The sequence below is a fragment of the Streptomyces niveiscabiei genome (assembly GCF_033794345.1).
In the GTDB taxonomy this organism is placed as follows: domain Bacteria; phylum Actinomycetota; class Actinomycetes; order Streptomycetales; family Streptomycetaceae; genus Streptomyces; species Streptomyces niveiscabiei.
Genome location: NZ_JARAYJ010000042.1, coordinates 43,248 through 68,127, shown reverse-complemented (window position 1 = coordinate 68,127; position 24,880 = coordinate 43,248). Strand labels below are relative to the sequence as shown.

The 24,880-nt window shown below is 71.0% G+C and carries 21 protein-coding genes; 8 read left to right on the top strand and 13 right to left on the bottom strand.

The window, feature by feature from the left end; translation table 11 throughout:
- Positions 1–635: 635 nt before the first annotated feature.
- Entirely contained in the window at positions 636–2,327 is a 1,692-nt protein-coding gene (locus PV682_RS37470; protein WP_319736207.1) for an LCP family protein, read from the top strand.
- Here the strand turns inward: PV682_RS37470 and PV682_RS37465 are convergent.
- Positions 2,317–3,330, bottom strand: coding sequence for a glycosyltransferase family 2 protein (locus tag PV682_RS37465; RefSeq protein ID WP_319736204.1), 1,014 nt, complete (start codon positions 3,328–3,330; stop codon positions 2,317–2,319). The genes PV682_RS37470 and PV682_RS37465 overlap by 11 nt on opposite strands.
- Before the next feature lie 121 nt (positions 3,331–3,451).
- On the opposite strand from PV682_RS37465, the gene PV682_RS37460 reads away from it, so the two are divergent.
- A complete protein-coding gene (locus PV682_RS37460) occupies positions 3,452–4,879 on the top strand; it encodes an LCP family protein (protein WP_319736203.1) in 1,428 nt (475 codons plus the stop codon).
- Positions 4,880–4,971: 92 nt separating this feature from the next.
- On the opposite strand, the gene PV682_RS37455 is transcribed toward PV682_RS37460, so the two are convergent.
- Positions 4,972–5,343, bottom strand: coding sequence for a VOC family protein (locus PV682_RS37455; RefSeq protein ID WP_319736202.1), 372 nt, complete (start codon positions 5,341–5,343; stop codon positions 4,972–4,974).
- A 283-nt stretch (positions 5,344–5,626) separates the two neighbouring features.
- Between PV682_RS37455 and PV682_RS37450 the strand changes: the two genes are divergently transcribed.
- The 3 genes from PV682_RS37450 (at position 5,627) to PV682_RS37440 (ending at position 10,853) form a co-directional block, all read left to right on the top strand.
- Positions 5,627–6,946 (top strand): LCP family protein, encoded by a 1,320-nt coding sequence (locus PV682_RS37450; RefSeq protein WP_319736201.1) that lies wholly within the window; start codon positions 5,627–5,629, stop codon positions 6,944–6,946.
- Positions 6,939–7,565 carry an HAD family hydrolase gene (locus tag PV682_RS37445; RefSeq protein WP_319736200.1) on the top strand — a complete coding sequence of 209 codons (627 nt, stop codon included), beginning with the start codon at positions 6,939–6,941 and terminating at the stop codon, positions 7,563–7,565. The genes PV682_RS37450 and PV682_RS37445 overlap by 8 nt, the downstream gene beginning before the upstream one ends.
- Positions 7,566–7,814: 249 nt before the next feature.
- Complete coding sequence (locus tag PV682_RS37440; RefSeq protein WP_319736199.1) at positions 7,815–10,853, top strand: S8 family serine peptidase; 3,039 nt, start codon at positions 7,815–7,817, stop codon at positions 10,851–10,853.
- Positions 10,854–10,906: 53 nt separating this feature from the next.
- Here PV682_RS37440 and PV682_RS37435 read toward each other — a convergent pair whose 3' ends face one another.
- From PV682_RS37435 to PV682_RS37420, 4 genes are all read right to left on the bottom strand, one after another.
- The gene (locus PV682_RS37435) at positions 10,907–11,698 is read right to left on the bottom strand and encodes an SAM-dependent methyltransferase (RefSeq protein WP_319736198.1); all 792 of its coding nucleotides are present in this window, start codon (positions 11,696–11,698) and stop codon (positions 10,907–10,909) included.
- 103 nt (positions 11,699–11,801) lie between these two features.
- Positions 11,802–12,185, bottom strand: a complete 384-nt coding sequence (locus tag PV682_RS37430) for a VOC family protein (protein ID WP_319736197.1) — start codon at positions 12,183–12,185, stop codon at positions 11,802–11,804.
- Between the two features lie 11 nt (positions 12,186–12,196).
- The gene (locus PV682_RS37425) at positions 12,197–12,457 is read right to left on the bottom strand and encodes a VOC family protein (RefSeq protein ID WP_319736196.1); all 261 of its coding nucleotides are present in this window, start codon (positions 12,455–12,457) and stop codon (positions 12,197–12,199) included.
- 69 nt (positions 12,458–12,526) lie between these two features.
- On the bottom strand, positions 12,527–13,690 hold the full coding sequence (locus PV682_RS37420) for an acyl-CoA dehydrogenase family protein (RefSeq protein ID WP_319736195.1): 1,164 nt from the start codon (positions 13,688–13,690) through the stop codon (positions 12,527–12,529).
- Positions 13,691–13,859: 169 nt separating this feature from the next.
- Between PV682_RS37420 and PV682_RS37415 the strand changes: the two genes are divergently transcribed.
- Complete coding sequence (locus PV682_RS37415) at positions 13,860–15,203, top strand: UDP-glucose dehydrogenase family protein (RefSeq protein WP_319736194.1); 1,344 nt, start codon at positions 13,860–13,862, stop codon at positions 15,201–15,203.
- A gap of 34 nt (positions 15,204–15,237) precedes the next feature.
- Here PV682_RS37415 and PV682_RS37410 read toward each other — a convergent pair whose 3' ends face one another.
- From PV682_RS37410 to PV682_RS37390, 5 genes are all read right to left on the bottom strand, one after another.
- Positions 15,238–15,486 carry a hypothetical protein gene (locus tag PV682_RS37410; RefSeq protein WP_109365187.1) on the bottom strand — a complete coding sequence of 83 codons (249 nt, stop codon included), beginning with the start codon at positions 15,484–15,486 and terminating at the stop codon, positions 15,238–15,240.
- 627 nt (positions 15,487–16,113) lie between these two features.
- Positions 16,114–17,217, bottom strand: a complete 1,104-nt coding sequence (locus PV682_RS37405) for a dipeptidase (RefSeq protein WP_319736193.1) — start codon at positions 17,215–17,217, stop codon at positions 16,114–16,116.
- A 178-nt stretch (positions 17,218–17,395) separates the two neighbouring features.
- Positions 17,396–18,583 carry a dipeptidase gene (locus tag PV682_RS37400; protein WP_319736192.1) on the bottom strand — a complete coding sequence of 396 codons (1,188 nt, stop codon included), beginning with the start codon at positions 18,581–18,583 and terminating at the stop codon, positions 17,396–17,398.
- A 20-nt stretch (positions 18,584–18,603) separates the two neighbouring features.
- The gene (gene purE, locus PV682_RS37395) at positions 18,604–19,140 is read right to left on the bottom strand and encodes a 5-(carboxyamino)imidazole ribonucleotide mutase (RefSeq protein WP_010352356.1); all 537 of its coding nucleotides are present in this window, start codon (positions 19,138–19,140) and stop codon (positions 18,604–18,606) included.
- On the bottom strand, positions 19,137–20,288 hold the full coding sequence (locus tag PV682_RS37390) for a 5-(carboxyamino)imidazole ribonucleotide synthase (RefSeq protein ID WP_319736191.1): 1,152 nt from the start codon (positions 20,286–20,288) through the stop codon (positions 19,137–19,139). The genes purE and PV682_RS37390 overlap by 4 nt, the downstream gene beginning before the upstream one ends.
- 198 nt (positions 20,289–20,486) lie before the next feature.
- Here PV682_RS37390 and PV682_RS37385 point away from each other — a divergent pair, with 198 nt between their 5' ends.
- The gene (locus PV682_RS37385; RefSeq protein WP_319736190.1) at positions 20,487–21,002 is read left to right on the top strand and encodes a GtrA family protein; all 516 of its coding nucleotides are present in this window, start codon (positions 20,487–20,489) and stop codon (positions 21,000–21,002) included.
- 65 nt (positions 21,003–21,067) lie between these two features.
- On the opposite strand, the gene PV682_RS37380 is transcribed toward PV682_RS37385, so the two are convergent.
- Both PV682_RS37380 and PV682_RS37375 read right to left on the bottom strand, forming a co-directional pair.
- Positions 21,068–22,342 carry an ATP-binding protein gene (locus PV682_RS37380; protein WP_319736189.1) on the bottom strand — a complete coding sequence of 425 codons (1,275 nt, stop codon included), beginning with the start codon at positions 22,340–22,342 and terminating at the stop codon, positions 21,068–21,070.
- Between the two features lie 40 nt (positions 22,343–22,382).
- Entirely contained in the window at positions 22,383–23,060 is a 678-nt protein-coding gene (locus PV682_RS37375; RefSeq protein ID WP_055720913.1) for a response regulator transcription factor, read from the bottom strand.
- Between the two features lie 278 nt (positions 23,061–23,338).
- Here PV682_RS37375 and PV682_RS37370 point away from each other — a divergent pair, with 278 nt between their 5' ends.
- Positions 23,339–24,844, top strand: coding sequence for an oligopeptide:H+ symporter (locus PV682_RS37370; protein ID WP_319736188.1), 1,506 nt, complete (start codon positions 23,339–23,341; stop codon positions 24,842–24,844).
- Positions 24,845–24,880 lie beyond the last annotated feature (36 nt).

The following is a 24,880-nucleotide window of genomic DNA, read 5'->3' as shown; positions in this document are numbered from 1 at the left end:
TCGCCCCCCCCCCCCCCCCCCGGCGGGGGGGGCCGGCGGGGCGCCGCGGGGGGGGGGGGGGGGGGGGGGGGGGGGGGGGGGGCCGGGGCTTTGGGTGGGGGGGGGCTGCTTCGAGAGGGCTTCGGGCTCGTGCGTTGGGTGGGGGTCCCCGGCTCCGGTTGCTATCAGGGCAGCCGCGGCTTCGGGCTCGCGCGTCGGGTGGGGTCGGCTCCGGGGTTCGGGTGGGGGCTTGTTCGCGTGGGCTGGGCTTGTGGGGGCAGGCGTTGGGGAGTGGGGCGGGTTGTGGGCCCGGGCTTCCTGCTCGCCGGTCCATGAGAAAACGGTAAGAGCGTGGCCGGGGTGGCCGGTGGGGGAACCCTGGGCGCTCTTGGCCGTCTTGTACAACGCGCGGGCGCTCCCGTGTGTCTCAGAAGGTGACGCGGGCGACGCACCGGGTCGGGTCGGCCAGGGTGGTCCTGGGCCGGGGAGGGCAGGGGATGGCGCAGAGCGGTGCGGTGAAGGGGGAGGCGTCCGTGGAGGGCACGTCTGCGGACGAGACGTCTGCCGGCGTGGCGTCCGAAGACGTGCCTTCCAAGGAGGCGTCCCCTAAGGCGTCCCCCAAGGAGGCGTCCTCCGAAAGGGCGTCCTCCGAGGAGATGCCCTCCGAAGAGGCGGCTTCGGCTTCCCGGGAGGCGTCGTCCGAGGAGACCTCCTCCGGAGCGAGGCCTGAAGCGACGCCTTCTGATGAGGTGTCCGCCGGCGAGGCAGCGGGCGGTCCTGCCGTGTCCGGTGCAGGCGGCCCCGGTGGCAGGGGGCCCGCGGTGGCCGGTGGGGAAGGCTCCGGGCCTCCCGCTCCGCCTCGGCGTACTCGTCGGCGGCGTATTCTCCGCTGGTCCGCCACGGTGCTCGCGGTGGTGATACTCGGGACCGCGGGCGCGGGTTATCTGTACTACCGGCACCTCAACGGGAACATCCGCAGTGATGATCTGAATCTGGGGGACGCGAAGGACCGCGCGGCGACCACGCGGGTGAACGCCGCCGGGCAACGCGCGTTGAACATCCTGCTGATCGGGTCGGACGCGCGGGACACGGAGGAGAACCAGAAGCTCGGCGGTGCGAAGGACACGTTCGGGGGGCCGCCGCTGGCCGATGTGCAGATGTTGCTGCATGTGTCGGCGGACCGCAGCAACATGTCCGTCGTGAGCATGCCCCGGGACACGCTTCTCGACATCCCGAAGTGCACCGACCCCGACACCCGCAAGACGTACGCGGCCAGCACCCGGGCCATGACCAACGAGTCGCTCGGGCGGGGCGGGCCGGGGTGCACGGTGGCGACCTGGGAGAAGCTCACCGACATCCACATCGACCACTTCATGATGATCGACTTCTCGGGGGTCGTGTCGATGGCGGACGCCGTCGGCGGCGTACCCGTCTGTGTGGACGCCAACGTCTACTCGCACACGTCGACCGGCAAGGGCTCGGGCCTGAAGCTCGCGGAGGGCACCCACTCGATCAAGGGGCAGCAGGCGTTGCAGTGGCTGCGGACGCGGTACGGCTTCGAGGACGGCAGCGACCTCGGGCGGGCCAAGGCGCAGCACATGTACATGAACTCGATGGTCCGGGAGCTGCGTTCCAACGCGAAGCTGACCAGCCCCAACAAGCTGCGCAAGCTCGCGGAGGCGGCGACGAGCGCGATCACCGTCGACGACGGGCTCGGCAGCATCACGAAGATGTACGACCTGGCGACGGAGTTGCAGAAGGTCCCGACGGACCGGATCACGATGACGACGATGCCGAACCGGTACGTCGGTGTGCGGGTCGAGCCGACCGAGGACGCGGACAAGCTGTTCCGCCTCGTCCGCGAGGACATCGCGCTCGACGGCAAGGACTCCCCGAGCCCCTCACCGACGCCGAGCCCGTCCCCCGTCGTCGCGCCCGTCGCCTCCCCGGACGCGCAGATCGCCGTACAGGTCCACAACGGGACCGGCGTACGGGGCCGCGCCACGGCGGTCGCCGGGGTGCTGACGGGCAAGGGGTTCGCGCAGGCCGTGGTCGATCCGTCCGCCGGGACGTCCGAGGAGACGACGCTCGTCCAGTACCCGAGCGCCGATCTGGAGGGCAACGCGCTGCGGGTCGCGAAGGTGCTGGGGATTCCGGCCAGTGCCGTACGGAAGTCGACGGACGTGTCCGGGGTGACGCTGGTGGTCGGGGCGGACTGGCGCGCGGGGACGGCGTACAAGGCGCCGAAGGCCGCGCCCGTCGACAACACCGCCCCCGACACCGCTCAGGCGATCAACGCCTCGGACACGAGCCAGTGCATGCACGTGGACCCGTCGTTCAGCTGGTGAGGACCGCCGGCCGGCGCGATGCGATGACCTTCCTGGCCAGCGACTTGGGGCTGGTCAGGAAGCCGAAGCCCCAGCACATGTGCATGGTGGCGAGGGCGACGGGGATCTGCGCGCGGGCCTTGAGGCCGAGGCCCTTCCCGGCGGGCAGCGACCCGGCGACGATCGCGGCGAGGTAGGCGCCGGGGACCGCGAAGGCGTACGGGGTGACGAGGGCGCCCAGCACGATGCCGAGGGCGATGGCGACGACGGCAGTGGGCGGGGCCAGGTAGCGGAGGTTGATGGAACCCGCGTGGTAGCGGGCGACGACGTGCCGCCAGCGGCCGTAGTCCTTGTACTGCTTGGCCAGCGCCTTCACCGACGGGCGGGGGCGGTAGGAGACCTTCAGCTCCGGCGAGAACCAGATCAGGCCGCCCGCCTCGCGGATGCGGAAGTTCAGCTCCCAGTCCTGGGCGCGGATGAACTCCTCGTTGTAGCCGCCCTGTTGCTCCAGGGCCTCGCGGCGGAACACGCCGAGGTAGACGGTCTCGGCGGGGCCCGCCTGGCCGCCCGTGTGGAACGCCGCGTTGCCCACGCCGATCTTCGACGTCATCGCGGCGGCGACCGCACGCTCCCAGTCGTTCTCGCCCTCGGCGTGCATGATCCCGCCGACGTTCTGCGCGCCGGTCTCCTCCAGGAGGCGTACGGCGGTGGCGATGTAGTTCGGCGAGAGCATGCCGTGGCCGTCGACGCGGACGACGATGGGGTGCCGGGACGCCTTGATCGCCGCGTTGAGGGCGGCGGGGGTGCGGCCGGTGGGGTTCGGCACCGTGTGGACACGGGGGTCTTCGGCTACGAGCTGGGCCGCGATCTCGTCCGTACGGTCCTTGGAGGGGCCGAGGGCGATCACGACCTCCATCTCACCGTCGTAGGCCTGCGCGAGGATCGCCTGGACGGCGCCGCGCAGGTGCCGCTCCTCGTTCAGGACCGGCATGATCACGGACACGGCGGGGGGCTTGGCGTTCATAGGGGGCTCACGTTACCGCGAACGGGGGACAGGGGTGCGCGCCGTCGTCGTCCGAAGATCGTATGGGCCTACGGTGCTCACGGCTCCCCCACGTACGGCCGCCGCCGGAGGTCTCGCCCACATGCCCCGTACCCGCCATCCGCGTACCCGTCCCCCGCGCCGCCGTACGCGTCCGCGCTGGGCGCTGCGGCTCACCACCACCCTCTCCGTCGTCGTCCTCGCGTCCGCCGGGATCGGGCACTCCGTCGTCACCACGCTCGACGCGGACATCGCGCGCGTGGACCCCTTCAAGGACATGAAGAACCGGCCGCGCGCGGGGCACGGGATGAACGTCCTGCTCGTCGGGACGGACGGGCGCGACAAGATCAGCGAGGCGGAGCGGCAGCGGTACCGGCTCGGCGGGGCTCCCTGCCACTGCACCGACACGATCATGATCGTGCACATCTCCGAGGACCGGGAGCGGGCCAGCGTCGTCAGTCTGCCGCGCGACAGTTACGCCGACACGCCGCCGCACACCGACGACACCACCGGGCAGCACCATCGCGGGCATCCGATCCGGATCAACGCGGCGTACGCGGAGGGCGGGCCGCAGCTGACCGTGCGGACCGTCGAGCACATGACGCGCGTCAAGATCGACCACTACCTCGAAGTCGACTTCACGAGCTTCATGAAGACCGTGGACGTGCTGGGCGGGGTGAAGATCTGCACGGCGACTCCCCTGCGCGACAGCTACACGGGGCTGAACCTCTCCCCCGGCACCCACACCCTCCTCGGCGGCGAGGCCCTCCAGTACGTGCGGTCCCGGCATGCCGACGCCTCCTCCGACCTCGGGCGGATGAAACGCCAGCAGCGGTTCCTGGCCGCCCTCGTGGACCGTACGACGTCCTCCGGGATCCTCTTCAACCCGCTGCGGTTCCGGGACGTCACCCGGGCCGTGCTGGGCTCCGTCCGGGCGGACCGGGGCTTCGGCACCGACGAGCTGATCGACCTCGGGCGGGCCATGCGGAACTTCTCGCCCTCCTCCTCCGAGTTCATGACCGTTCCCCTCGGGGAGATGGGGTACGCGGTGAAGGGGATCGGCTCGACGCTGAAGTGGGACCCGGTCCGCTCCTCGCGCGTCTTCCAGGCCCTCCGCGACGACAAGCCCCTCTCCGGCGCCCGTCCCAAGGCCGCCGCCGTGCCCGTCGTCGAGGTGTCCCCCTCCCTGATCCACGTCCAGGTCGAGAACGGGTCCGGGACGAACGGGCTGGGGCGGAAGGCCGACACCGCTTTGTCCCGCGCCGGGTTCCGGGCGAACGGGAAGCCGGTGACCTCCGCGGTCCGGGTGTCCCACACGGTCGTCATGTACGACCCCCGCTGGGACCGGTCGGCCCGGTCGCTGGCCGCCGCGCTGCCGGGGAGCGAGCTGCGGGCCGTGAAGGGGCTGGGGGCTGTGCTCAAGGTGGTTGTGGGGCCGGGGTTCGGGGAGGTGCGGAAGGTTCGGGGGCGGGATTCCGGGGGTGGGGACGCGGGGGTCGTGCGGGGGGACGAGGTGGGGTGCGGGGACTAGGTCGCGGGCGGGGGCCTGGGGTGGGGTGCGGTCGTGGTTGCGTGACGGCCGCCCCGGTGACGGGATCGTCACGGGGGCGGGGCGGTGGGCTGTCAGGCGTCCGTCGGGGCGACCCGGATCAGGTTGCCGTCCGGGTCCGCGACCACGAAGGTGCGGCCGAAGACCGCGTCCATCGGTTCGGTGACGGGGCGGGCGCCCTTCGCCGTCCAGGTCTTGAAGAGGTGGTCGATCGCGTCCGGGCCGTCCGGCACGGTGAGGCAGACCTCGCTGGTCCGGGGGGTCTGGGGGGTGGGGGTGTCGGCGTGGCTGCTCCAGAGGGAGAGGGATGCCTTGTCGCCCAGGGCGAAGGCGATGTAGCCGGGGGTTTCGAAGGTGGGGGTGCCGAGGTCGAGGAGGTCCGCGTAGAAGCGGGCTGCGGTGGGGGCGTCGGACACGTAGACGATGAAGGTGATCGAGGGGGACATGGAGGCTCCTTGGTCGGTCGGTGTGCCGAGGAGCTTGCCGGGGATACTTGACAGGGAGCGTCATGTTTTCGGGGCGGCTTCTCCGGGGTCGGCACGTGACCGCTTGCCCGCCGACCGGTGACGACCGTCTCCGTACCGTCCGTCCCATCCGTTCCTGATGTCACGTCCGCCACACTCTCCCCCTGTATGCGCATCGAGACTTTGTGTCGGCTTGGCAACAGGGGGGATCTGATTTTCCGACGGGGGTTGTATGGGGGACAGGGCCGACCGGCACACTGTGGCCATGAACGATTGGCCCGAGGGATGGTCCGGTGACAACCGGGGCGGACGTGGCAGCGCCGGCGGCGGCCACGGTTACGGCAGCGCGAGCGCACAGCCCGAGGGCGCTCGGGTGATGCGGCAGGTGCGCAGGGGCGGGCCGACGGCGCCGCCGGGGTACGGGGTGCCCGGACAGCAGCAGCCCTCGTACCAGGGGCAGCAGTCGTATCAGGGACAGGGGCAGCCCCAGTACCTGGACCAGGGCGGCGGGCCGCAGAGCGACGGGTACGACGGGTACAACACCGGCCAGGTGTACGGCGGTGGCGGCGGCCAGGGCGTCGGTCACGCCGGCTCCGGCCGCCCCGCGCCGAACTGGCGCAAGCGCATCAAGTGGGGCGCGATCACGCTCGCCGGCGTACTGATCGTCACGACCGTCGGGACGTACTTCTGGGCGGACGGCAAGCTCCGCCGCGAGGTCGACCTCTCGAAGGTGATCGACCGGCCGAGCGGCGGCGACGGCACGAACTACCTGATCGTCGGCTCGGACAGCCGCGAGGGCATGTCCTCGGAGGAGAAGAAGAAGCTGCACACCGGCTCCGCCGAGGGCAAGCGCACGGACTCGATGATGATCCTGCACGTCGGCGGCAACGGCGACACGCTGATCTCGCTGCCGCGCGACTCGGACGTGGAGCTGCCGTCGTTCGTCGGCTCGGAGTCCGGCAAGACCTTCCAGGGCACCGGCAGGCACATCAAGCTGAACGCCGCGTACGCCACGGACGGCCCCGAACTCCTCGTCCGTACCGTCGAGTTCAACACGGGCCTGCGCATCGACCACTACGTCGAGATCGGCTTCGCGGGGTTCGCGAACATCGTCGACGCGGTCGGCGGTGTGGACATCACCATCGACAAGGCGTTCAAGGACAAGTACTCCGGCGCCGACTTCCAGGCCGGCAAGCAGACGCTGAACGGCGAGGAGGCGCTCGCGTTCGTCCGTACCCGGCACGCGTTCGCCGCGTCCGACCTCCAGCGGACGAAGAACCAGCAGAAGTTCCTGGCCGCGCTGGCGCACGAGGTCGCGACGCCGACGACGGTCCTGAACCCCTTCGCGCTGTACCCGACGCTCGGCGCGGGCCTCGACTCCCTCATCGTCGACAAGGACATGTCGCTGTGGGACCTGGGCTCGATGTTCTTCGCGATGAAGGGCGTCAACGGCGGCGACGGCACGTCGATGAACATGCCGATCTCCGGGTCCAGCGGCGGCAACCTCGTCTGGGACAAGACGAAGGTCAAGCAGCTCGTCAAGGAGCTGAACAACGACGAGAAGGTCACCGTCACCAGTGAGTGAGCCCACCCCCGGCAGGCCCTTCGACGCGGTCCTGTGCGACGTCGACAACGTCGTCCGGCACTTCGACAGTTCCGGTGTCCACGCGCTGGAGCGCGCGGCGGGCCTGGCGGAGGGGACGACGTTCAAGGTCGCGTTCACCCCGGAGAACGACCTTCCCCTGCTGCTCGGCAGGATCACCGGCCAGGAGTGGGTCGCCGCCATCGCCGAGGGCCTGTCGGGTCTGGTCGACGAGTCCACGGCCTGGGATCTCGGCCGGGCCCTCCTGGAGTCCCCCTTCCACGCGGACGACGCCGTCGTCACCCTCCTGCGCCGCGCCCGCGTCCACGTCCCCCTGGTCCTGGTCACCAACGCGACGCTGGAGCTGGAGGCGGACCTCGCGGAGATGAAGCTGACCGACCTCGCCGACCATGTCGTCAGCAGCGCCCGCGTCGGCCTCGCGAAGCCCGACCCGCGGATCTACCGCCTCGCCGTCGAGCTGGCCGGGGTTCCGCCGGAGCGCTGCCTGTTCGTGGACGACACGCTGGAGAACGTCGAGGCGGCGCGGGCGCTCGGCATGGCGACGGTGCACTTCCGGGAGGCGGCGGACCTGGAGCGGGCGCTGGAGCCGCTGTTCAGGTGAGCGTGAGCGGGCCGGGCGGTGTTTTTCCGGCCCCCTGCCCGCAGGCCCTCTGCCCGCAGCCGGAGGAGAACGACCGGCGAAATCCGTGAAACTGCTGTGAATCTCTTGAGACTTCAAGCGGACCCCCCTTCCCCACCCGCCCCACCCGTAACAAGATGACGGTCTCTCGGGGGACTCGACCACTTCATTCGCGACCGTCATGCGCATGCCCTCGCCCCGCGGTCCGGCATGCGCGGGGGAAGGCCCACCTTGTCCCAGCACCACCCCGGCCGGCGCCGCAGAGCGGCCCTGCTCACTCCCGCCCTCGTCGGCGGCCTCGTCCTGGCGTCCGGCACACCCGTGCTCGCCGCGACACCGGACCAGACGCAGCCGACGCAGGCTCAGCCCGCGCCCGGCGCCAAGCAGAAGACGTACTCGGCCGGCATCTACTTCGTGCAGCTCGCCGACCAGCCCGTCGCCACCGACCCGGCGACCGCGGCGAAGCCCGGCACCCGGCTGAACACCGCGACCGACGCCGTCCGCGACCTCGTACGCCACCTCAAGCAGCAGCGTGACAAGGTCCTCGACGCGGTCGACGGCGTCAAGCCGCTCTACAGCTACCAGCTCCTCCTCAACGGCTTCGCCGCGAAGCTGACGGCGGCCCAGGCGAGCGAACTGGCCCGCACACCGGGCGTCCTGACGCTGACCCGGAACGTGATGAGCCACCCCCTGGCCACCACCACGCCGCAGGCGACCGGCACCCTGCCCGCCGCCGACACCGCCGACTTCCTCGGCCTGAAGAAGCCCGGCGGCCTCTACTCGAAGGTCCCCGGCGGCCAGGCCAACGCGGGCGCCGGCATGATCCTCGGCGACCTCGACACCGGCATCGACACCGCCAACCCGTCCTTCGCGGCGTTCCCCGGGACCGCCCCCGGACAGGCGGCCGTCAACGCCAAGTGGAAGGGCACCTGCGACCCGGGCCAGGACCCGGCGCACCGCGTCACCTGCAACAACAAGGTGATCGGCGCCCAGTACTTCAACAAGAGCATCACGGCCCCGAAGGCGAACGACTGGCCCTCGCCCCTCGACGGCGAGTCCCACGGCACGCACACCGCGAGCACCGCGGCCGGCGCGGCGAACGTCGCCGCGAACGTCCCCGACAGCGGGATATCCGGGACGGAGATATCCGGCATCGCCCCGGCGGCCCGGATCGCCGCCTACCGCGTCTGCTACACGGACGGCTGCGGGACCGTCGACATCGTCGCCGCGATGGAGAAGGCCGTCGCCGACGGCGTCGACGTCATCAACTACTCGCTCGGCGGCCCCAACACCGACCACGCGAACCGCCCCGAGTACCTGGCGATGCTCAACGCGGCCCGCGCCGGCGTCTTCGTCTCCGCCTCGGCCGGCAACTCCGGCGTCGGCACCGCCTCCAACGGCGTCCCGTGGGTGACCACCGTCGCCGCCTCCAGCCACTCCATCGGCTACCAGGGCACGGTGACCCTCGGCAACGGCAAGGCCTACCACGGCGTCAGCATCGCCGGCACCGCGGTGCCGTCCGCCCCGCTCGTCGACGGCGCCAGGGCCGCCAGGAGCGGCGCCGACGCGGCGAACGCGGCGCTGTGCATGCCCGACACCCTCGACCCGGCCAAGGTCAAGGGCGCGATCGTGGTCTGCGCGCGCGGCAACAACGCCCGCACCGACAAGAGCGCCCAGGTGAAGGCGGCCGGCGGCGCCGGCATGGTGCTGTACAACACCCTCGCGACCGACGAGGAGATCGCCGACGCGCACACCGTCCCCGCCGTCCACCTGAACAAGGCGGACGGCGAGGCCGTGAAGGCGTACGCGGATGGCTCCGGCGCCACCGCCGTCCTCGCCCCGGCCCGCGCCGTACGCCAGGAAGCCCCCGTCGTCGCCGGGTTCTCCTCCTCCGGGCCCGACCTCAACAGCGGCGGCGACCTCCTCAAGCCCGACATCACCGCGCCGGGCGTGGACATCGTCGCGGGCGTCGCCCCCGGCACCCCGGGCTTCACCGGGCAGCAGGGCATCATGTCGGGTACGTCGATGTCGGCGCCGCACGTCTCCGGGCTCGCCCTGGTCCTGCGCCAGCTGCACCCCACCTGGACGCCGATGGAGGTCAAGTCGGCGCTGATGACGACCGCGACCACCAAGGACTCCGCGGGCAAGCCGATCCAGCGGGCCGGCGGCACCGTCGCCACCCCGCTCGACTACGGCTCCGGCCACGTCGTCGCGACCAGCGCGGCCGACCCCGGGCTCGTCTACAACTCGACGGCCGTGGACTGGGTCGCCTACCTCTGCTCGATCGGCCAGGCGCCGGTCATGACCGACGGGCGCGACATCTGCGCCATCGCGCCGAAGATCGACCCCAGCGACCTGAACACGCCGTCGATCTCCGTCGGTGACCTCGCGGGCGCCCAGACCGTCACCCGGACCGTCACCAACGTCTCCGGCTCGGCCGGCACCTACACCGCGAGCGTCGAGACCCCGGCCGGCTACAGGGCGACCGTCACCCCGGCCAAGCTGACCGTCAAGCCGGGCCGCTCCGCCTCGTACAAGGTGACCTTCACCCGCACCACCGCCGCGTACGGCACGTGGGCGTTCGGGGCGGTCAGCTGGGCCGACGGGCACCACAAGGTGCGCTCCGCCGTCGCGCTGCGCGCCGCGCAGGTCAGCGCGGCCTCCTCGGTCACCGGGAAGGGCGCCTCCGGCTCCGTCCGGCTCGCGCCCAAGGCCGGGTTCGGCGGGACCTTCACCACCGCCGTGAACGGGCTCTACGCCGGTACGACGAAGACGGGCACCCTCAAGGGGGCCGGTGACGTCAACCCGTCCGCGCCGGGTCCGAACACCGCCGCGAGCACGTTCACCGTCCCGGCGGGCACCGCGCTCGCGCGGCTCGCGATCGTGTCGTCCGACTTCAAGGCGGGCAGCGACGTCGACCTGTGGGTCGTCGACAAGAACGGCAAGGTCGTCTCCTCCCCGGGCGCCGGCAACAACGAGCACGCCGACCTCGCGCCGGGCACCTACGACGTCTTCGTCAACCAGGCGATAGCGCCGGCCGGTTCCGGGAGCCAGACCTACAAGCTCCACACCTGGCTGATCGGCAAGACCGGCAAGCCCGCGCCGAAGGCGACGGCCACCCCGGCGTCGCAGAAGGCCGAGCAGGGGGCGGTGGCGAGGTCCACGGTGTCCTGGAAGGGCCTCAAGGCCGGCAACGTCTACCTCGGGCTCGTCTCCTACGGGGACGGCAGGAAGACGATCGGTACGACGGCACTGACGGTCACCCCGTAGCACCACCGCCGACAGGGGGCGGACGTCCGGTCACGGCACCGGGGGTCCGCCCCTCACCGCTTTCTGGCCACCCCCGCGAAGTGCGTCACCGCCCCGATGTCCGCGCCCGCACCCTCCGGGCGCCACCGCGTGCACGTCACCACGCCCGGCTCCAGCAGCTCCGCCCCCTCGAACAGGCGGATCACCTCCGCGCGGCTGCGCAACGTCATCGGGGACGCCCCCTGCGCGTTCCAGTACGCCACCGCCTCGCCCATCGCCTCGCCGTCGACCTCCGTCGTCGGGTGCGAGATGACGACGTGGCTCCCCGCCGGGACCGCGTCCAGGAGGCGGCGGACGATCGAGGCGGCCTCCTCCGTGTCGAGGACGAAGTTCAGGACGCCGAGGAGGGTCACGGCGACCGGGCGGGTCAGGTCCAGCGTCGCCGACGCCTTGCACAGGATCGCCTCCGGGTCGTGGATGTCGCCCTCCACGAACACCGCCGCGCCCTCCGGCGTGCTCGTCAGCAGCGCGTGCGCGTGCGCGAAGACGAGGGGGTCGTTGTCGACGCACACGACCCGGCAGGCCGGGTTCACCCGCTGCGCGATCTCGTGCGTGTTGTCGGTGATCGGCAGGCCCGTACCGATGTCCAGAAACTGCCGGATCCCCACGTCCCCGGCGAGGTGCCGGACGGCCCGCGCGAGGAACCTGCGGTCCGCCACCGCCGAGCGGGGCAGGGCCGGGACCAGCGCGACGATGTGGTCACCGACCTCCGCGTCGACCGGATAGTGCCCCATCCCGCCGAGCCAGTAGTTCCATATCCGGGCGGAATGCGACACATCGGACCGGAAGTGAGAAGTCCCGAGCATGGGGACCAAGGTAGATCCGGAACGGGCCCTTCGGGGTCAGCTTTCGGACACTTGTTTCCAACTCAACACCTTCACAAGGTGCTTCGTCTCCCCACGGGCGAGCTCACCCGGCGATCCGGCACAGGCAGAACGGGTGTCCGGCAGGGTCCAGGAACACCCGGAAATCGTCCTCGTCCACTCGTCGTACGGGCCTCGCCCCCAGTTCCAGCGCCCTGCGTTCCGCCGCCTCGACCTCCTCCCACGTCTCCCCCGCGTCGACGTCCAGGTGGAACTGCTGCTGGTCGTGGGGCTGCGAGGGCCAGACGGGGGGTACGTGGTCCGGGGCGAGGTTGAAGGCGAGGCGGGGGCCGTCGGGGACGTGCAGGACGATCCAGTCGTCCGACTCCGCCTCCGGTTTGCCGCCCAGCAGTGCCGCGTAGAACTCCGCGAGGGCCGCCGGGTCGGGGCAGTCCACGACGACCGAGCGGAAACGTCCGACAGCAGACATGGGGAGACCTCCTAGGCTCGACGCTCCGACAGGCAGAACGGGTGCCCCGCCGGGTCCAGGAGTACACGCCAGGGGTGCCCGTCGGGCGCGTGGGGCGGGCGGGTCGCGCCGAGGGCGAGGAGGCGTTCCTCGGCCGTGTCCAGGTCGTCGACGTCGAAGTCCAGGTGGGACTGCTGGGGGACGCCGGACTGGTCGGGCCAGGTGGGGGCGCGGTAGAAGGCGGCGAGTCCGGCGGGGTCGGCGCAGTCGAGCGTCACGGCGGTGAGTTTCATGGGGTCCCCTCGTACGGAGTCCCCGGCATCATCGACGCCGGGGACCGCGGAGGGGAACCGGATTACGGGTTACGGCAGGTTGCGGGCCATGACGATCCGCTGGACCTGGTTCGTGCCCTCATAAATCTGCGTGATCTTCGCGTCCCGCATCATCCGCTCGACCGGGTAGTCCCGGGTGTAGCCGTACCCCCCGAGGAGCTGGACGGCGTCGGTGGTGACCTCCATCGCGATGTCCGAGGCGAAGCACTTGGCGGCGGCGCCGAGGTAGGTGAGGTCGGCGTCGAGGCGTTCCGAGGCGGCTGCGGCCTGGTAGGTGAGGGCGCGGGCGGCGGAGATCTTCATGGACATGTCCGCGAGCATGAACTGGATGCCCTGGAAGTCGGCGATGGCCTTGCCGAACTGCTTGCGTTCCTTGACGTAGTTCTTGGCGTAGTCGAAGGCCCCCTGGGCGACGCCGAGGGCCTGGGCGGCGATGGTGATGCGGGTGTGGTCGAGGGTCTTCATCGCCGTGGCGAAACCGGTGCCCTCCTCGCCGATCATGCGGTCGGCGGGGATGCGGACGTTGTCGAAGTAGACCTCGCGGGTCGGGGAGCCCTTGATGCCGAGCTTCTTCTCGGGGGCGCCGAAGGAGACGCCCTCGTCGGACTTCTCGACGACGAAGGCGGAGATGCCCTTGGAGCGCTGCGTGGGGTCGGTGACCGCCATGACCGTGTAGTAGTCGGAGACGCCCGCGTTGGTGATCCAGCGCTTGACGCCGTTGAGGATCCAGTGGTCGCCGTCGCGGACCGCGCGGGTCTTCATGCCGGCCGCGTCGGAGCCGGCCTCGGGCTCGGAGAGGCAGTACGAGAACATCGCGTCGCCCTTGGCCAGGGGGGCGAGGTACTTCTTCTTGAGGTCCTCGGAGCCGGAGAGGACGACCGGGAGCGAGCCGAGCTTGTTGACGGCCGGGATCAGGGAGGAGGAGACGCAGGCGCGGGCGACCTCCTCGATGACGATGACGGTGGCCAGGGCGTCGGCGCCGGCACCGCCGTACTCCTCCGGGACGTGCACGGCGTGCAGGTCGTTCGCGACGAGGGCGTCCAGCGCCTCCTGGGGGAAGCGGGCCTCCTCGTCGACCGCGGCGGCGTACGGCGCGATCTTGGCCTCGGAGAGCGCGCGGACCGCGTCGCGGAGCATGTCGTGCTCCTCGAACGGGCGGTACAGGTCGAAATCAGCCGATCCGGCCAAGGTCATTCACTCCAGACGACGCTAATTACCGTTAAGTAACTCAAAGTTTAGGGGGCTGCCCCCGGGACGGATACGTGAGCTACGCGACAGGGGGGAATGTGCCCGGTGAGGGCGCTGAATACGCCCCGACTATGCTCAGGCAGCGCATGTCCGGACGTAACCCTGTGGAGCCCTCATGAGCCTCAAGATCACGGTGATCGGCACCGGCTACCTCGGCGCGACGCACGCGGCGGCCATGGCCGAGCTGGGGTTCGAGGTCCTCGGGCTCGACGTGGTCCCCGAGAAGGTCGAGATGCTCCAGCGGGGTGAGGTCCCGATGTACGAGCCCGGCCTCGAAGAGCTGCTGCGGGCGCACGTCGCCGGGATCGAGGGGTCCTCCGGGCGGCTGCGGTTCACGCTCGACTTCGCGGAGGCCGCGGCGTTCGGGGACGTCCACTTCGTCTGCGTCAACACGCCTCAGCGGCACGGCGAGTACGCCGCGGACATGTCGTACGTCGAGTCCGCCATCGCCTCTCTCGCGCCGCACCTCGACCGGCCGACGCTGGTCGTCGGGAAGTCGACGGTGCCCGTCGGGTCCGCGGAGCGGCTCGCCGCGTACCTCGCCGAGCACGCGCCCGCCGGGGCCGGCGCCGAGCTCGCCTGGAACCCCGAGTTCCTCCGGGAGGGGTTCGCCGTCCAGGACACGCTGCGGCCCGACCGGCTCGTCGTCGGGGTGCGCAGTGAGCGGGCCGAGCGGCTGCTGCGCGAGGTGTACGCGGCGCCGGTCGCCGCCGGGACGCCGTTCGTCGTCACCGACTTCCCCACCGCCGAGTTGGTCAAGACCTCCGCGAACTCCTTCCTGGCCACCAAGATCTCCTTCATCAACGCCATGGCCGAGGTGTGCGAGGCCGCGGGCGGGGACGTCGCGAAGCTCGCCGAGGCCATCGGGTACGACGACCGGATCGGGCACAAGTTCCTGCGCGCCGGGATCGGGTTCGGCGGGGGGTGCCTGCCCAAGGACATCCGCGCGTTCATGGCCCGTGCCGGGGAGCTGGGGGCCGACCAGGCGCTGACCTTCCTCCGCGAGATCGACTCCATCAACATGCGGCGGCGGGGGCAGATGGTGGAGATGGCCCGCGAGGCCCTGGGCGGCGGCGCTTTCCTCGGCAAGCGGGTCGCCGTCCTCGGCGCGGCCTTCAAGCCCGACTCCGACGACGTCCGCGACTCCCCCGCCCTGAACGTCGCCGGGCAGATCCACCTCCAGGGCGGTCAGGTCACCGTCTACGACCCCAAGGCGATGGCCAACGCCCGCCGGCTCTTCCCGACGCTGGGGTACGCGGAGTCCGCGCTCGACGCCGTCCGGGGCGCCGACGTCGTCCTCCACCTCACGGAGTGGCGCGAGTTCCGGGACCTGGACCCCACCGCGCTGGGCGAGGTCGCCCGGGAACGGCTGATCCTCGACGGCCGCAACGCGCTGGACCCGGAGGTGTGGCGCAAGGCGGGGTGGGTCTACCGGGCTATGGGGCGGCCTACGGCTTGAGGGGTACGGGGGTTCAGGGGCCGGGGGGCGTTGGTCAGTACTGCTTCGGTTCGTGGCCCTTGAACATCGTGTAGGCCATGTCCGTGATCATGTTCTCGCGGTTGAGGATGCCTCGGGTGGGGTGGGGGTAGTCGGGGGGCAGGCCCTCCTCCACCAGGGAGACGACCTCGCCGAAGGTGTAGGGGATGCCGGTCTGGCTGACGAGGCTGGCGATGCGGATGAGCGCTTCCTTCGTGCGTGCGCGCAGGTCCTCTACGAGGGCGTCATGGTCCATCTCGGTCATGGGGACACGCTAGCCAACTGCGGGGCGGCGGGGGGCCGGTGTGGGGAAACGCCGGTCCAAAGGGTGAGGGCGGGGGTGGTGGTGGGGCTACGGCGGGGGGTGCGGTGGCTGTCGGGCGCCGACGCCCTCAGCCGCCCAGCTCCGGCGCCCTCGGCTGCCCATCTCCGGCGTCCTCGGCTGCCCATCTCCGGCGTCCCCGCAGTCCAGCCCTCGGCTGTCCCGCTGCCTCGCCTTCAACCGTCCGGCTCCGCGGCCCTCGGGCTGATCAGTTCCGCCACCCCCGCAGTCCCACCCCCACAGTCCCAGTCCCGTAGCCCTCGCCCATCCGGTTCCGGCAGCTCCACCCCCTCCGGTCCCGGCCTCCCTGCCCGTCCAGTTCCGCAGCCCTCAGACCATTCAGTTCCGCCGCCCCCGCAGCCCCCGCCCGTTCGGTTCCGGCGCCCTCGGTCGTCCCGTCCCGGCCTCCTTCCCCGTCCAGCTCCGCGGCCCTCGGGCTGTTCAGTCCGGCGCCCCGCCCATCCGGTTCCGGCAGCTCCACCCCCTCCGGTCCGGCCTGGCCTACCCGTCCAGCTCCGGTGCTCCCGCCCGTCCCGCTCCGGCAGTTCCGCCCCTCCAGTCCCGGTCGCCTTACCCGTCCAGCTCCGTCGTCCTCGCCGGAGGCTGTTCGCGGCGGTGTTGGGCTGTTCGGGAGAGGAAGTCGGCGCTGCGCAGGACGCGTTGGAAGTTGTCCCAGGTGAGGAGGGCGATGTCGGGGTCGGGCCAGCCTCGGTGGAGGAGTTCGGTGATGAGGTGGGGGTAGGCGGAGGGGTCGGGGAGGGAATCGGGGTGGGCGGAGGGGGAGTCGTAGGCGCCGGAGAGGGCGACCGAGGCGGGGCCGGCGATGGCGCGGATGTGGTCGAGGTGGTCGGCCACGTCGGTGAGGGCGGGGCCGGTCTGGTCCGCCGTGAGGGGAACCATGCAGACGCCCTTCGCGCGGCCCAGCGCCGCGAGCAGCTCGTCGGAGAGGTTGTCGGGGTGGGGGCGCAGCGCGCGGGCGGCGGAGCGGGTGCACAGGACCGGCGCCTTGGACAGCGCGAGCGTGCGGGCGATCGTCGCGTCGGAGGCGCCGGAGAGGTCGGCGATGACACCGAGCCGGTTCATCTCGCGCACGACCTCCTCCCCGAACCGGCTGAGCCCTGCCTCGCTGGCCCAGCCGGTCCCGGCGAGGGTGAGGACGCGCAGTCCGAGGGTGTGCAGGACGCGCAGCACGGCGAGGGAGTCGTCGAGGGCGGGGGCGCCGGCGGGGCCGAGGAGGACGGCGACGCGTCCGCAGTTGCGCGCGTCGATGACCTGCCCGGCGGTGCGCGCGGCGCGCAGTCCCTCGGGGTGGGCGGCGACGACCGTACGGACGAGGTCGAGCTGTTCCAGCGTGGCGGTCACCGCGCTCCTGGCGTCCTCGGGGAGGTGCAGGGCCCACAGGACCGCGCCGACCCGGCCTTCCCGGAGCCGGGGGATGTCCGTGTCGACGGCGCTCTCGCCGAGTTCGAGGTCGTACCAGGGCAGGTCGCGCAGGGCCCGGGGCAGGGTGCCGTACCCGTCGGCGACGGGGTGTTCGGCGAGGATCTCGCGGGCGCGTGCGAGGGGGTCGCGGGTGTAGGGGACCTCCTGCGCCGGGCCCTCGTCGAAGGGTTCCTCCAGCGGCAGTCCGCCGACCTCGGTGGTGGGGTGCAGTTCGTCCTGGAGGTCTGCCATGAGGGGGCTCCGTACGTCTGGATCGGCGTCGTGATCAGCAGTACGGCCCACCGTCGCACGGGGTGGGGGAGGTCACCCGGTGGATGGGGCGTTCGGGGGTACGCGACCTGTTTTCGGGTCCCCGGGGTCGTAACCCCGGGTCGTACCCCCGGGGTCGTCCCCCGCTACCTCCCCGGTACTACGCGCCCCCGTCCAGGTCCTCGATCCGCGCGTACGACGGACCCCGTACCCCCTGGGTACCCCGTGCCACGTCCTCCGCCGCCCCCAGTACCCGTACCGCGTTCTGCCAGGTCAGCTTCGCGAGGTCGGTGCGGGACCAGCCCCGGTCGAGGAGTTCCGTGAGGAGGTTGGGGTAGCCGGAGACGTCGCGCAGGCCCTCGGGGGTGAAGGCCGTGCCGTCGTAGTCGCCGCCGATGCCGAGGTGGTCGACGCCGGCGACCTCGCGCATGTGGTCGAGGTGGTCGGCGACCGTGGAGACCGTCGCGACGGGGCGCGGGTGCGCCTCCTCGAAGGCGCGGTGGACGGCCATCGCCTCGGGCGTGGTGGCGAGGTGGTGGAAGCCGTGCGCGCGCATGTTCTCGTCGGCGGCGGCCGTCCAGTCGACCGCCGCCTGGAGGACGAACTTGGGGACGAACGTCACCATCGCCATGCCGCCGTTCGCGGGGAGGCGTTCGAGGACGTCGTCGGGGATGTTGCGGGGGTGGTCGCAGACCGCGCGGGAGGAGGAGTGCGAGAAGATCACCGGCGCCGAGGTCGTGTCCAGCGCCGCGCGCATCGTCGTCGCCGCGACGTGCGACAGGTCGACGAGCATGCCGAGCCGGTTCATCTCGCGCACGACCTCGCGGCCGAACGCCGTGAGCCCGCCGACGTTCGGTACGTCCGTCGCGGAGTCCGCCCACGCGATGTTGTCGTTGTGGGTGAGCGTCATGTAGCGGACGCCCAGCGCGTACAACCCCCGCAGCGTGCCGAGGGAGTTGGCGATGGAGTGCCCGCCCTCCGCGCCCATCAGCGACGCGATACGGCCCTCCCCGCGCGCCGCCTCCATGTCCGCGGCGGTGAACGCGGCGCGCAGGACGTCCGGGTGACGGTCGATCAACTGCCGTACGCAGTCGATCTGTTCGAGCGTCGAGGGCACCGCGTCCGGCAGGTCGGACCGCACGTACACGGACCAGTACTGCGCCCCCACCCCGCCCTCGCGCAGCCGCGGCAGGTCGGTGTGCAGGTGGGCGTCCTGCCGTACGGCGATGTCACGCGCGGCGAGGTCGTAGTGGACCTGTTCGCGCAGCGCCCAGGGGAGGTCGTTGTGCCCGTCGACGATGGGGAACTCGGCGAGGAGTTCCCGGACTTGAGCCTCGGAACCGCTCACCGCGCCGCTCCCCTCCCCGCTCACTTGCCGAACCCGAAGGACCCCTTGGCCCCCTCGACCTTGGCCCGCAGCCGCTTGCCCTTCTCCGTCGCCTGGTCGTTCAGCTCCTGCTGGAACTCCCGCATCCGGCCGAGGAGTTCCTCGTCGTGCGCGGCGAGGATGCGCGCGGCGAGCAGACCGGCGTTGCGGGCGCCGCCCACGGACACGGTCGCCACCGGCACGCCGGCCGGCATCTGCACGATCGACAGCAGCGAGTCCATGCCGTCCAGATACTTGAGAGGGACGGGTACCCCCACGACCGGCAGCGGTGTCACCGACGCCAGCATGCCCGGCAGGTGCGCCGCTCCCCCGGCCCCCGCGATGATCACCTTCAGCCCGCGCTCGGCCGCCCGCTCGCCGTACGCGATCATCTCGTGCGGCATGCGGTGCGCGGAGACGACGTCCACCTCGTAGGCGACCTCGAACTCGTCGAGCGCCTGGGCTGCGGCCTCCATGACGGGCCAGTCGGAGTCCGACCCCATGACGATGCCTACGACGGGGCCTGCGACGGGGCTCATTCGGTGATCGTGCCTCTCAGGTATCCGGCTGCGTGACGGGCGCGCTCCAGCACGTCGTCCAGGTCGTCGCCGTAGGTGTTGACGTGGCCGACCTTGCGGCCGGGCTTCACGTCCTTGCCGTACATGTGGATCTTGAGCTGAGGGTCGCGGGCCATGCAGTGCAGGTACGCGGAGTACATGTCGGGGTAGTCGCCGCCGAGGACGTTGACCATCGCCGTCCACCGGGCGCGGGGGCGGGGGTCGCCGAGGGGGAGGTCGAGGACCGCGCGGACGTGGTTGGCGAACTGGGAGGTGATCGCGCCGTCCTGGGTCCAGTGGCCGGAGTTGTGGGGGCGCATCGCGAGTTCGTTGACGAGAATCCTCGAAGACCCGTCGTCCTCGCGGGTCTGGAAGAGTTCCACGGCGAGGTGGCCGACGACGCCGAGTTCCTTCGCGATCGTCAGGGCCATCTCCTCGGCCTTGAGGGCGAGGCTCTCGTCGAGGTCGGGTGCGGGGGCGATCACCGTGTCGCAGACGCCGTTCACCTGCTGCGACTCGACCACCGGGTAGGCGACGGCCTGGCCGTGCGGGGAGCGGACGACGTTGGCGGCGAGCTCGCGGACGTAGTCGACCTTCTCCTCGGCGAGGACCGGGACGCCCGCGCGGAAGGGGTCCGCCGCGTCCTCGGGGCCGTCCACGACCCAGACGCCCTTGCCGTCGTAGCCGCCGCGCACGGTCTTGAGGACGACCGGGAAGCCGTCGCCCTCCGCCGCGAACGCCGCGACGTCCGCCGGGTCCGTCACGATGCGGTGCCTCGGGCAGGGCACGCCGATCTCGGTCAGCTTCGCGCGCATCACGCCCTTGTCCTGGGCGTGCACCAGCGCGTCCGGGCCGGGGCGGACCGGGATGCCGTCCGCCTCCAGGGCGCGCAGGTGGTCCGTGGGGACATGCTCGTGGTCGAAGGTGATCACGTCGCAGCCCCGCGCGAAGGCGCGCAGCGTCTCCAGGTCGCGGTAGTCGCCGATGACGACTTCGCTCACGACCTGCGCCGCCGAGTCCTGGGGGGTGTCACTGAGGAGCTTGAACCTGATGCCCAGCGGGATGCCCGCCTCGTGCGTCATACGCGCGAGCTGGCCGCCGCCGATCATGCCGACTACCGGGAACGTCACGCCCCTAGGGTATCGGCCGGGCCGGGCGGGCGGTCGTTCGCACCTCTTACTGCCGGTTTTCCTGGCTCATACCCCGTGTTTCCCCACTGCTTCCCGAGCTGTTCCCAACCCGTGAGGTCGACCACAGGAAACCTCCATCGGGGGTGGTTAGCATGGCTGGGTTGACGAAACCCAACCCGGACGGGGGCTTGTACGAGCATGGAACACGGTTCCACGGGGCATGCTTCCGGTTTGCGCCGCATCGGCCGCGAAGTCGCGAAGTTCGGTGCGGTGGGAGGGGCCGGGCTGCTGGTCAACCTCGCCGTCTTCAACCTGGTACGGCATGTCACCGACCTCCAGGTCGTCCGGGCCAGCGTCATCGCCACGGTCGTCTCCATCGTCTTCAACTACGTCGGGTTCCGGTACTTCACCTACCGCGACCGCGACAAGGGCGGGCGTACGAAGGAGCTGACCCTCTTCCTCCTCTTCTCGGTCATCGGGATGGTCATCGAGAACGGGGTGCTCTACGTCGCCACGTACTCGTTCCACTGGGACAGCCCGTTGCAGAGCAACATCTTCAAGTTCGTCGGCATCGGGATCGCCACGCTGTTCCGCTTCTGGTCCTACCGCACGTGGGTGTTCAAGGCACTCCCCGCGAAGGAGGCCGTGGCCGGCGCGGAGGCGTTCCTGGAGCAGCGCTCCGCGACGGCGGCACGGGTGAGCGAGCGGGCGTAGAGGGGGTCGCCTCCCAGCGCACCTCGCCTCCCAGCGCACCTCGCCTCTCAGCGCGCCGTCGCTCCCTACCGCACCGTCGGCTCCTCCGCCTCCGACTCCTTCTTCAGCGGGGCCGTGCGGGAGAGGAACAGGCCGAAGACGGGGGGCTGGGCCTGGAGCATCTCCAGCCGGCCGCCGTCCGCCTCCGCGAGATCGCGGGCCACGGCCAGGCCGATGCCCGTCGAGTTGCGGCCGCTGATGGCCCGCTCGAAGATCCGGGCCCCCAGGTCCGCGGGGACGCCCGGGCCCTCGTCCGTCACCTCGATCACCGACTGGTTGCCGGTCACCCGGGTGCGGAGGGCCACGGTGCCGCCGCCGTGCATCAGGGAGTTCTCGATCAGCGCGGCCAGCACCTGGGCCACGGCTCCCGGCGTCCCCACCGCCTGGAGGTGGCGCTTGCCGGAGCTGACGATCGCCCGTCCGACCGAGCGGTACGCCGGGCGCCACTCCGCCAGCTGCTGCTGGATGACCTCGTCGAGGTCGAAGGAGACCGCGTTGCCCGTGCGGGGGTCGCGGGAGTTCGTCAGGAGGCGTTCCACGACGTCCGTCAACCGCTCCACCTGCGCCAACGCCACGTTCGCCTCCTCCTTCACGGTCTCCAGATCGTCGGTGAGGGTGATCTCCTCCAGCCGCATCGACAGGGCCGTGAGCGGTGTACGGAGCTGGTGGGAGGCGTCGGCGGCGAGCCGGCGTTCGGCGGTGAGCATGCGGCCGATGCGTTCGGCGGAGGAGTCCAGGACGTCCGCGACCCGGTCCAGCTCGGGGACGCCGTACCGCTTGTGCCGGGGGCGGGGGTCGCCGGAGCCCAGGCGTTCGGCGGTCTCCGCGAGGTCGGTCAGGGGGGAGGCCAGCTTGTTGGCCTGGCGTACGGCGAGCAGGACGGCGGCGATGACCGCCAGCAGCGCGACGAGGCCGATGATCAGCAGCGTACGGCCGACCTCGCGGGTCACCGCCGACTTGGGCTCCTCGACCCGTACGGTCTCCCGGCCCTCCCCGCGCTCCTCGGCGTGGATGACCTCGCCCTCGGGCTTCTCCCCGATCTCGATCGGCGCCCGCCCCGGGATCCGGATCACGGCGTACCGGTCCTGTGTGACCTGGTCCCGCAGTATCTCGGAGGTCACGTCCTCCGATTCGAGCAGCCGGCTGTCCACGATCCCCACGAGCCGCACGGCCTCGGAGTCGACGCGTTCCTGGGCGCTGTTGCTGATGGTCCGGCTCTCGACGATGACGAGGGAGACCCCGAAGACGGCGATGACGACGAGGACGACAGCGAGGGTGGACTGGATCAGACGACGACGCACAAGATCTCTCCGTACGACTACGGCGTTACGCGCGTAGCGCTCAGCTCTTCTCGAACCGGAAGCCGACCCCGCGCACGGTGGCGATGTACCGGGGGTTGGCGGCGTCGTCACCGAGCTTCTTGCGCAGCCACGAGATGTGCATGTCCAGCGTCTTCGTGGACGACCACCACGTCGTGTCCCACACCTCGCGCATCAGCTGGTCGCGGGTCACCACGCGCCCGGCGTCCCGCACGAGGACCCGCAGCAGGTCGAACTCCTTCGCGGTGAGCTGGAGTTCCTCGTCCCCCATCCACGCCCGGTGCGACTCGACGTCGATGCGCACGCCGTGCGTGGCCGGCGGCTGCGCGGGCTCGGCGGCGCCGCGCCGCAGCAGCGCCCGGACCCGGGCCAGCAGCTCGGCGAGGCGGAACGGCTTGGTGACGTAGTCATCGGCACCCGCGTCGAGCCCCACGACCGTGTCGACCTCGTCCGCGCGGGCGGTGAGGATGAGGATCGGCACGGCGTGGCCCTCGGAGCGCAGCCGGCGGGCGACTTCGAGGCCGTCCATGCCGGGCAGTCCGAGGTCGAGCACGACCAGGTCGATGCCGCCCTGCATCCCGGCGTCGAGCGCGGTGGGTCCGTCCTCGCGCACCTCGACCTCGTACCCTTCCCGGCGCAGGGCTCGGGCCAGCGGTTCCGAGATGGACGCGTCGTCCTCGGCTAGCAGTACACGGGTCATGAAGCTGATGGTAGACCGCGCGGGGCGTGGCCAGGGGTGTGATCAGCCTGACTGTTTCTTACCAAGGGGCAAGCAGGGGCATCCCGGGCGCCCCGGGGGGCTCACAGGATTGGTCCGTACCTTGTGATCCGCGCCTCAAACGCTTCCATTTCGCCCCCTACTCTGCCGTAAGGTGGCCAAACGCCTGTTGCACTGCGGGGACCTTCGGTGAAGAAGCCGGGGGTCCTTTTTCGTGCGTACCGGTGCAAGCGACCTGTAAACAGCAGCAAGGATCCACCATGGCGTCCAGCCTGACGAAGGACTCGGCACGGCCGGTGACCCCCGGCGCCGAGCGCACCTTCTTCGGCCACCCGCGCGGTCTGGCCACGCTCTTCCTGACGGAGATGTGGGAGAGGTTCTCCTACTACGGCATGAGGGCACTGCTGCCGCTCTACCTGGTGGCGCCGGGCGGTATGCACCTGAGCGCGGCGACGGCGACGGCGATCTACTCCGTCTACCTCTCGCTGGTGTACCTGCTGACGCTCCCCGGCGGCTGGTTCGCGGACCGTGTCCTCGGCCCGCGCAGGACCGTCGCCCTGGCCGGCGTGATCATCATGCTGGGCCATCTGTGCCTGGCCCTTCCGGCAGCCGCGAGCTTCTACGGCGGTCTCGGTCTCGTGGCCATCGGCTCGGGTCTGCTGAAGGCCAACATCTCGACCATGGTCGGCCACCTGTACGACGGCCCGGACGACCCGCGCCGCGACGGCGGCTTCACGCTCTTCTACATCGGCATCAACATCGGCGCGTTCGCCGCGCCACTGACCATCGGCACCGTCGGCGAGAAGGTCGACTGGCACTTCGGCTTCGCGCTGGCGGCGGCCGGCATGGCGTTCGGCCTGGCCCAGTTCCTGCTCGGCACCCGTCACCTCGATGAGCGCAGCAACGTCGTGCCGACCCCGCTGTCCGCCGCCGAGAAGTCGGCCATCCTGCGCAAGGCTCTGATCTGGCTGGCGGTCGCCGCCGTCTTCTACGGCGCCGTCGGCTTCTCCGGGCACTTCACCGAGAGCTGGGCGATGAACCCGCTCATGGCCCTCGGTCTGATCGTGCCGGTCATCGTCATCGGCCGGATCAAGCGGGACAAGGACCTGTCGGCGGTCGAGCAGTCGAAGATGTCCGCGTACATCTGGTTCTTCGTCGCCGCCGCCGTCTTCTGGATGATCTACGACCAGGGGGGTTCGACCCTCTCGCTGTTCGCCAAGAGCAAGGTCGACAACTCCGTCTTCGGCTGGGGCTTCCCGGTCTCCTGGTACCAGTCGGTCAACCCGGTGATGGTCATGGCGCTGGCGCCGGTCTTCGCGTGGCTGTGGCTGTGGCTCAACCGGCGCGGCCAGGAGCCGAGCACGATCGTGAAGTTCTCCGCGGGGCTCTTCCTGATCGGTGCCTCGTTCTTCCTCTTCCTCGCGCCGCTGTCGATCGCCGAGGACGGGCACAAGGCGGCGGCCCTGTGGATCGCAGGGATCTACTTCGTCCAGACAGTCGGCGAGCTGACTCTCTCCCCCGTGGGTCTCTCCGTCACAACCAAGATGGCTTCCGAGAAGTACGCCTCCCAGATGATGGGCATCTGGTTCCTCGCCGTCTCGGCGGGCGACTCCGTCACGGGCCTGCTGACCTATCCCGGAGCCGGTGGGGTCAACCTCGACAAGATGGGCTTCGTCGCCCTCGAAGCCGTCCTCGCGGTGATCGCGGGTGGCTCGGTGTGGATGTACCGCAAGCGCGTCAACTCCCTCATGGGCGACGTCCGCTGAGGCTGCCGTACGTCGCGGGAGGGCCGTCCCCTGAGG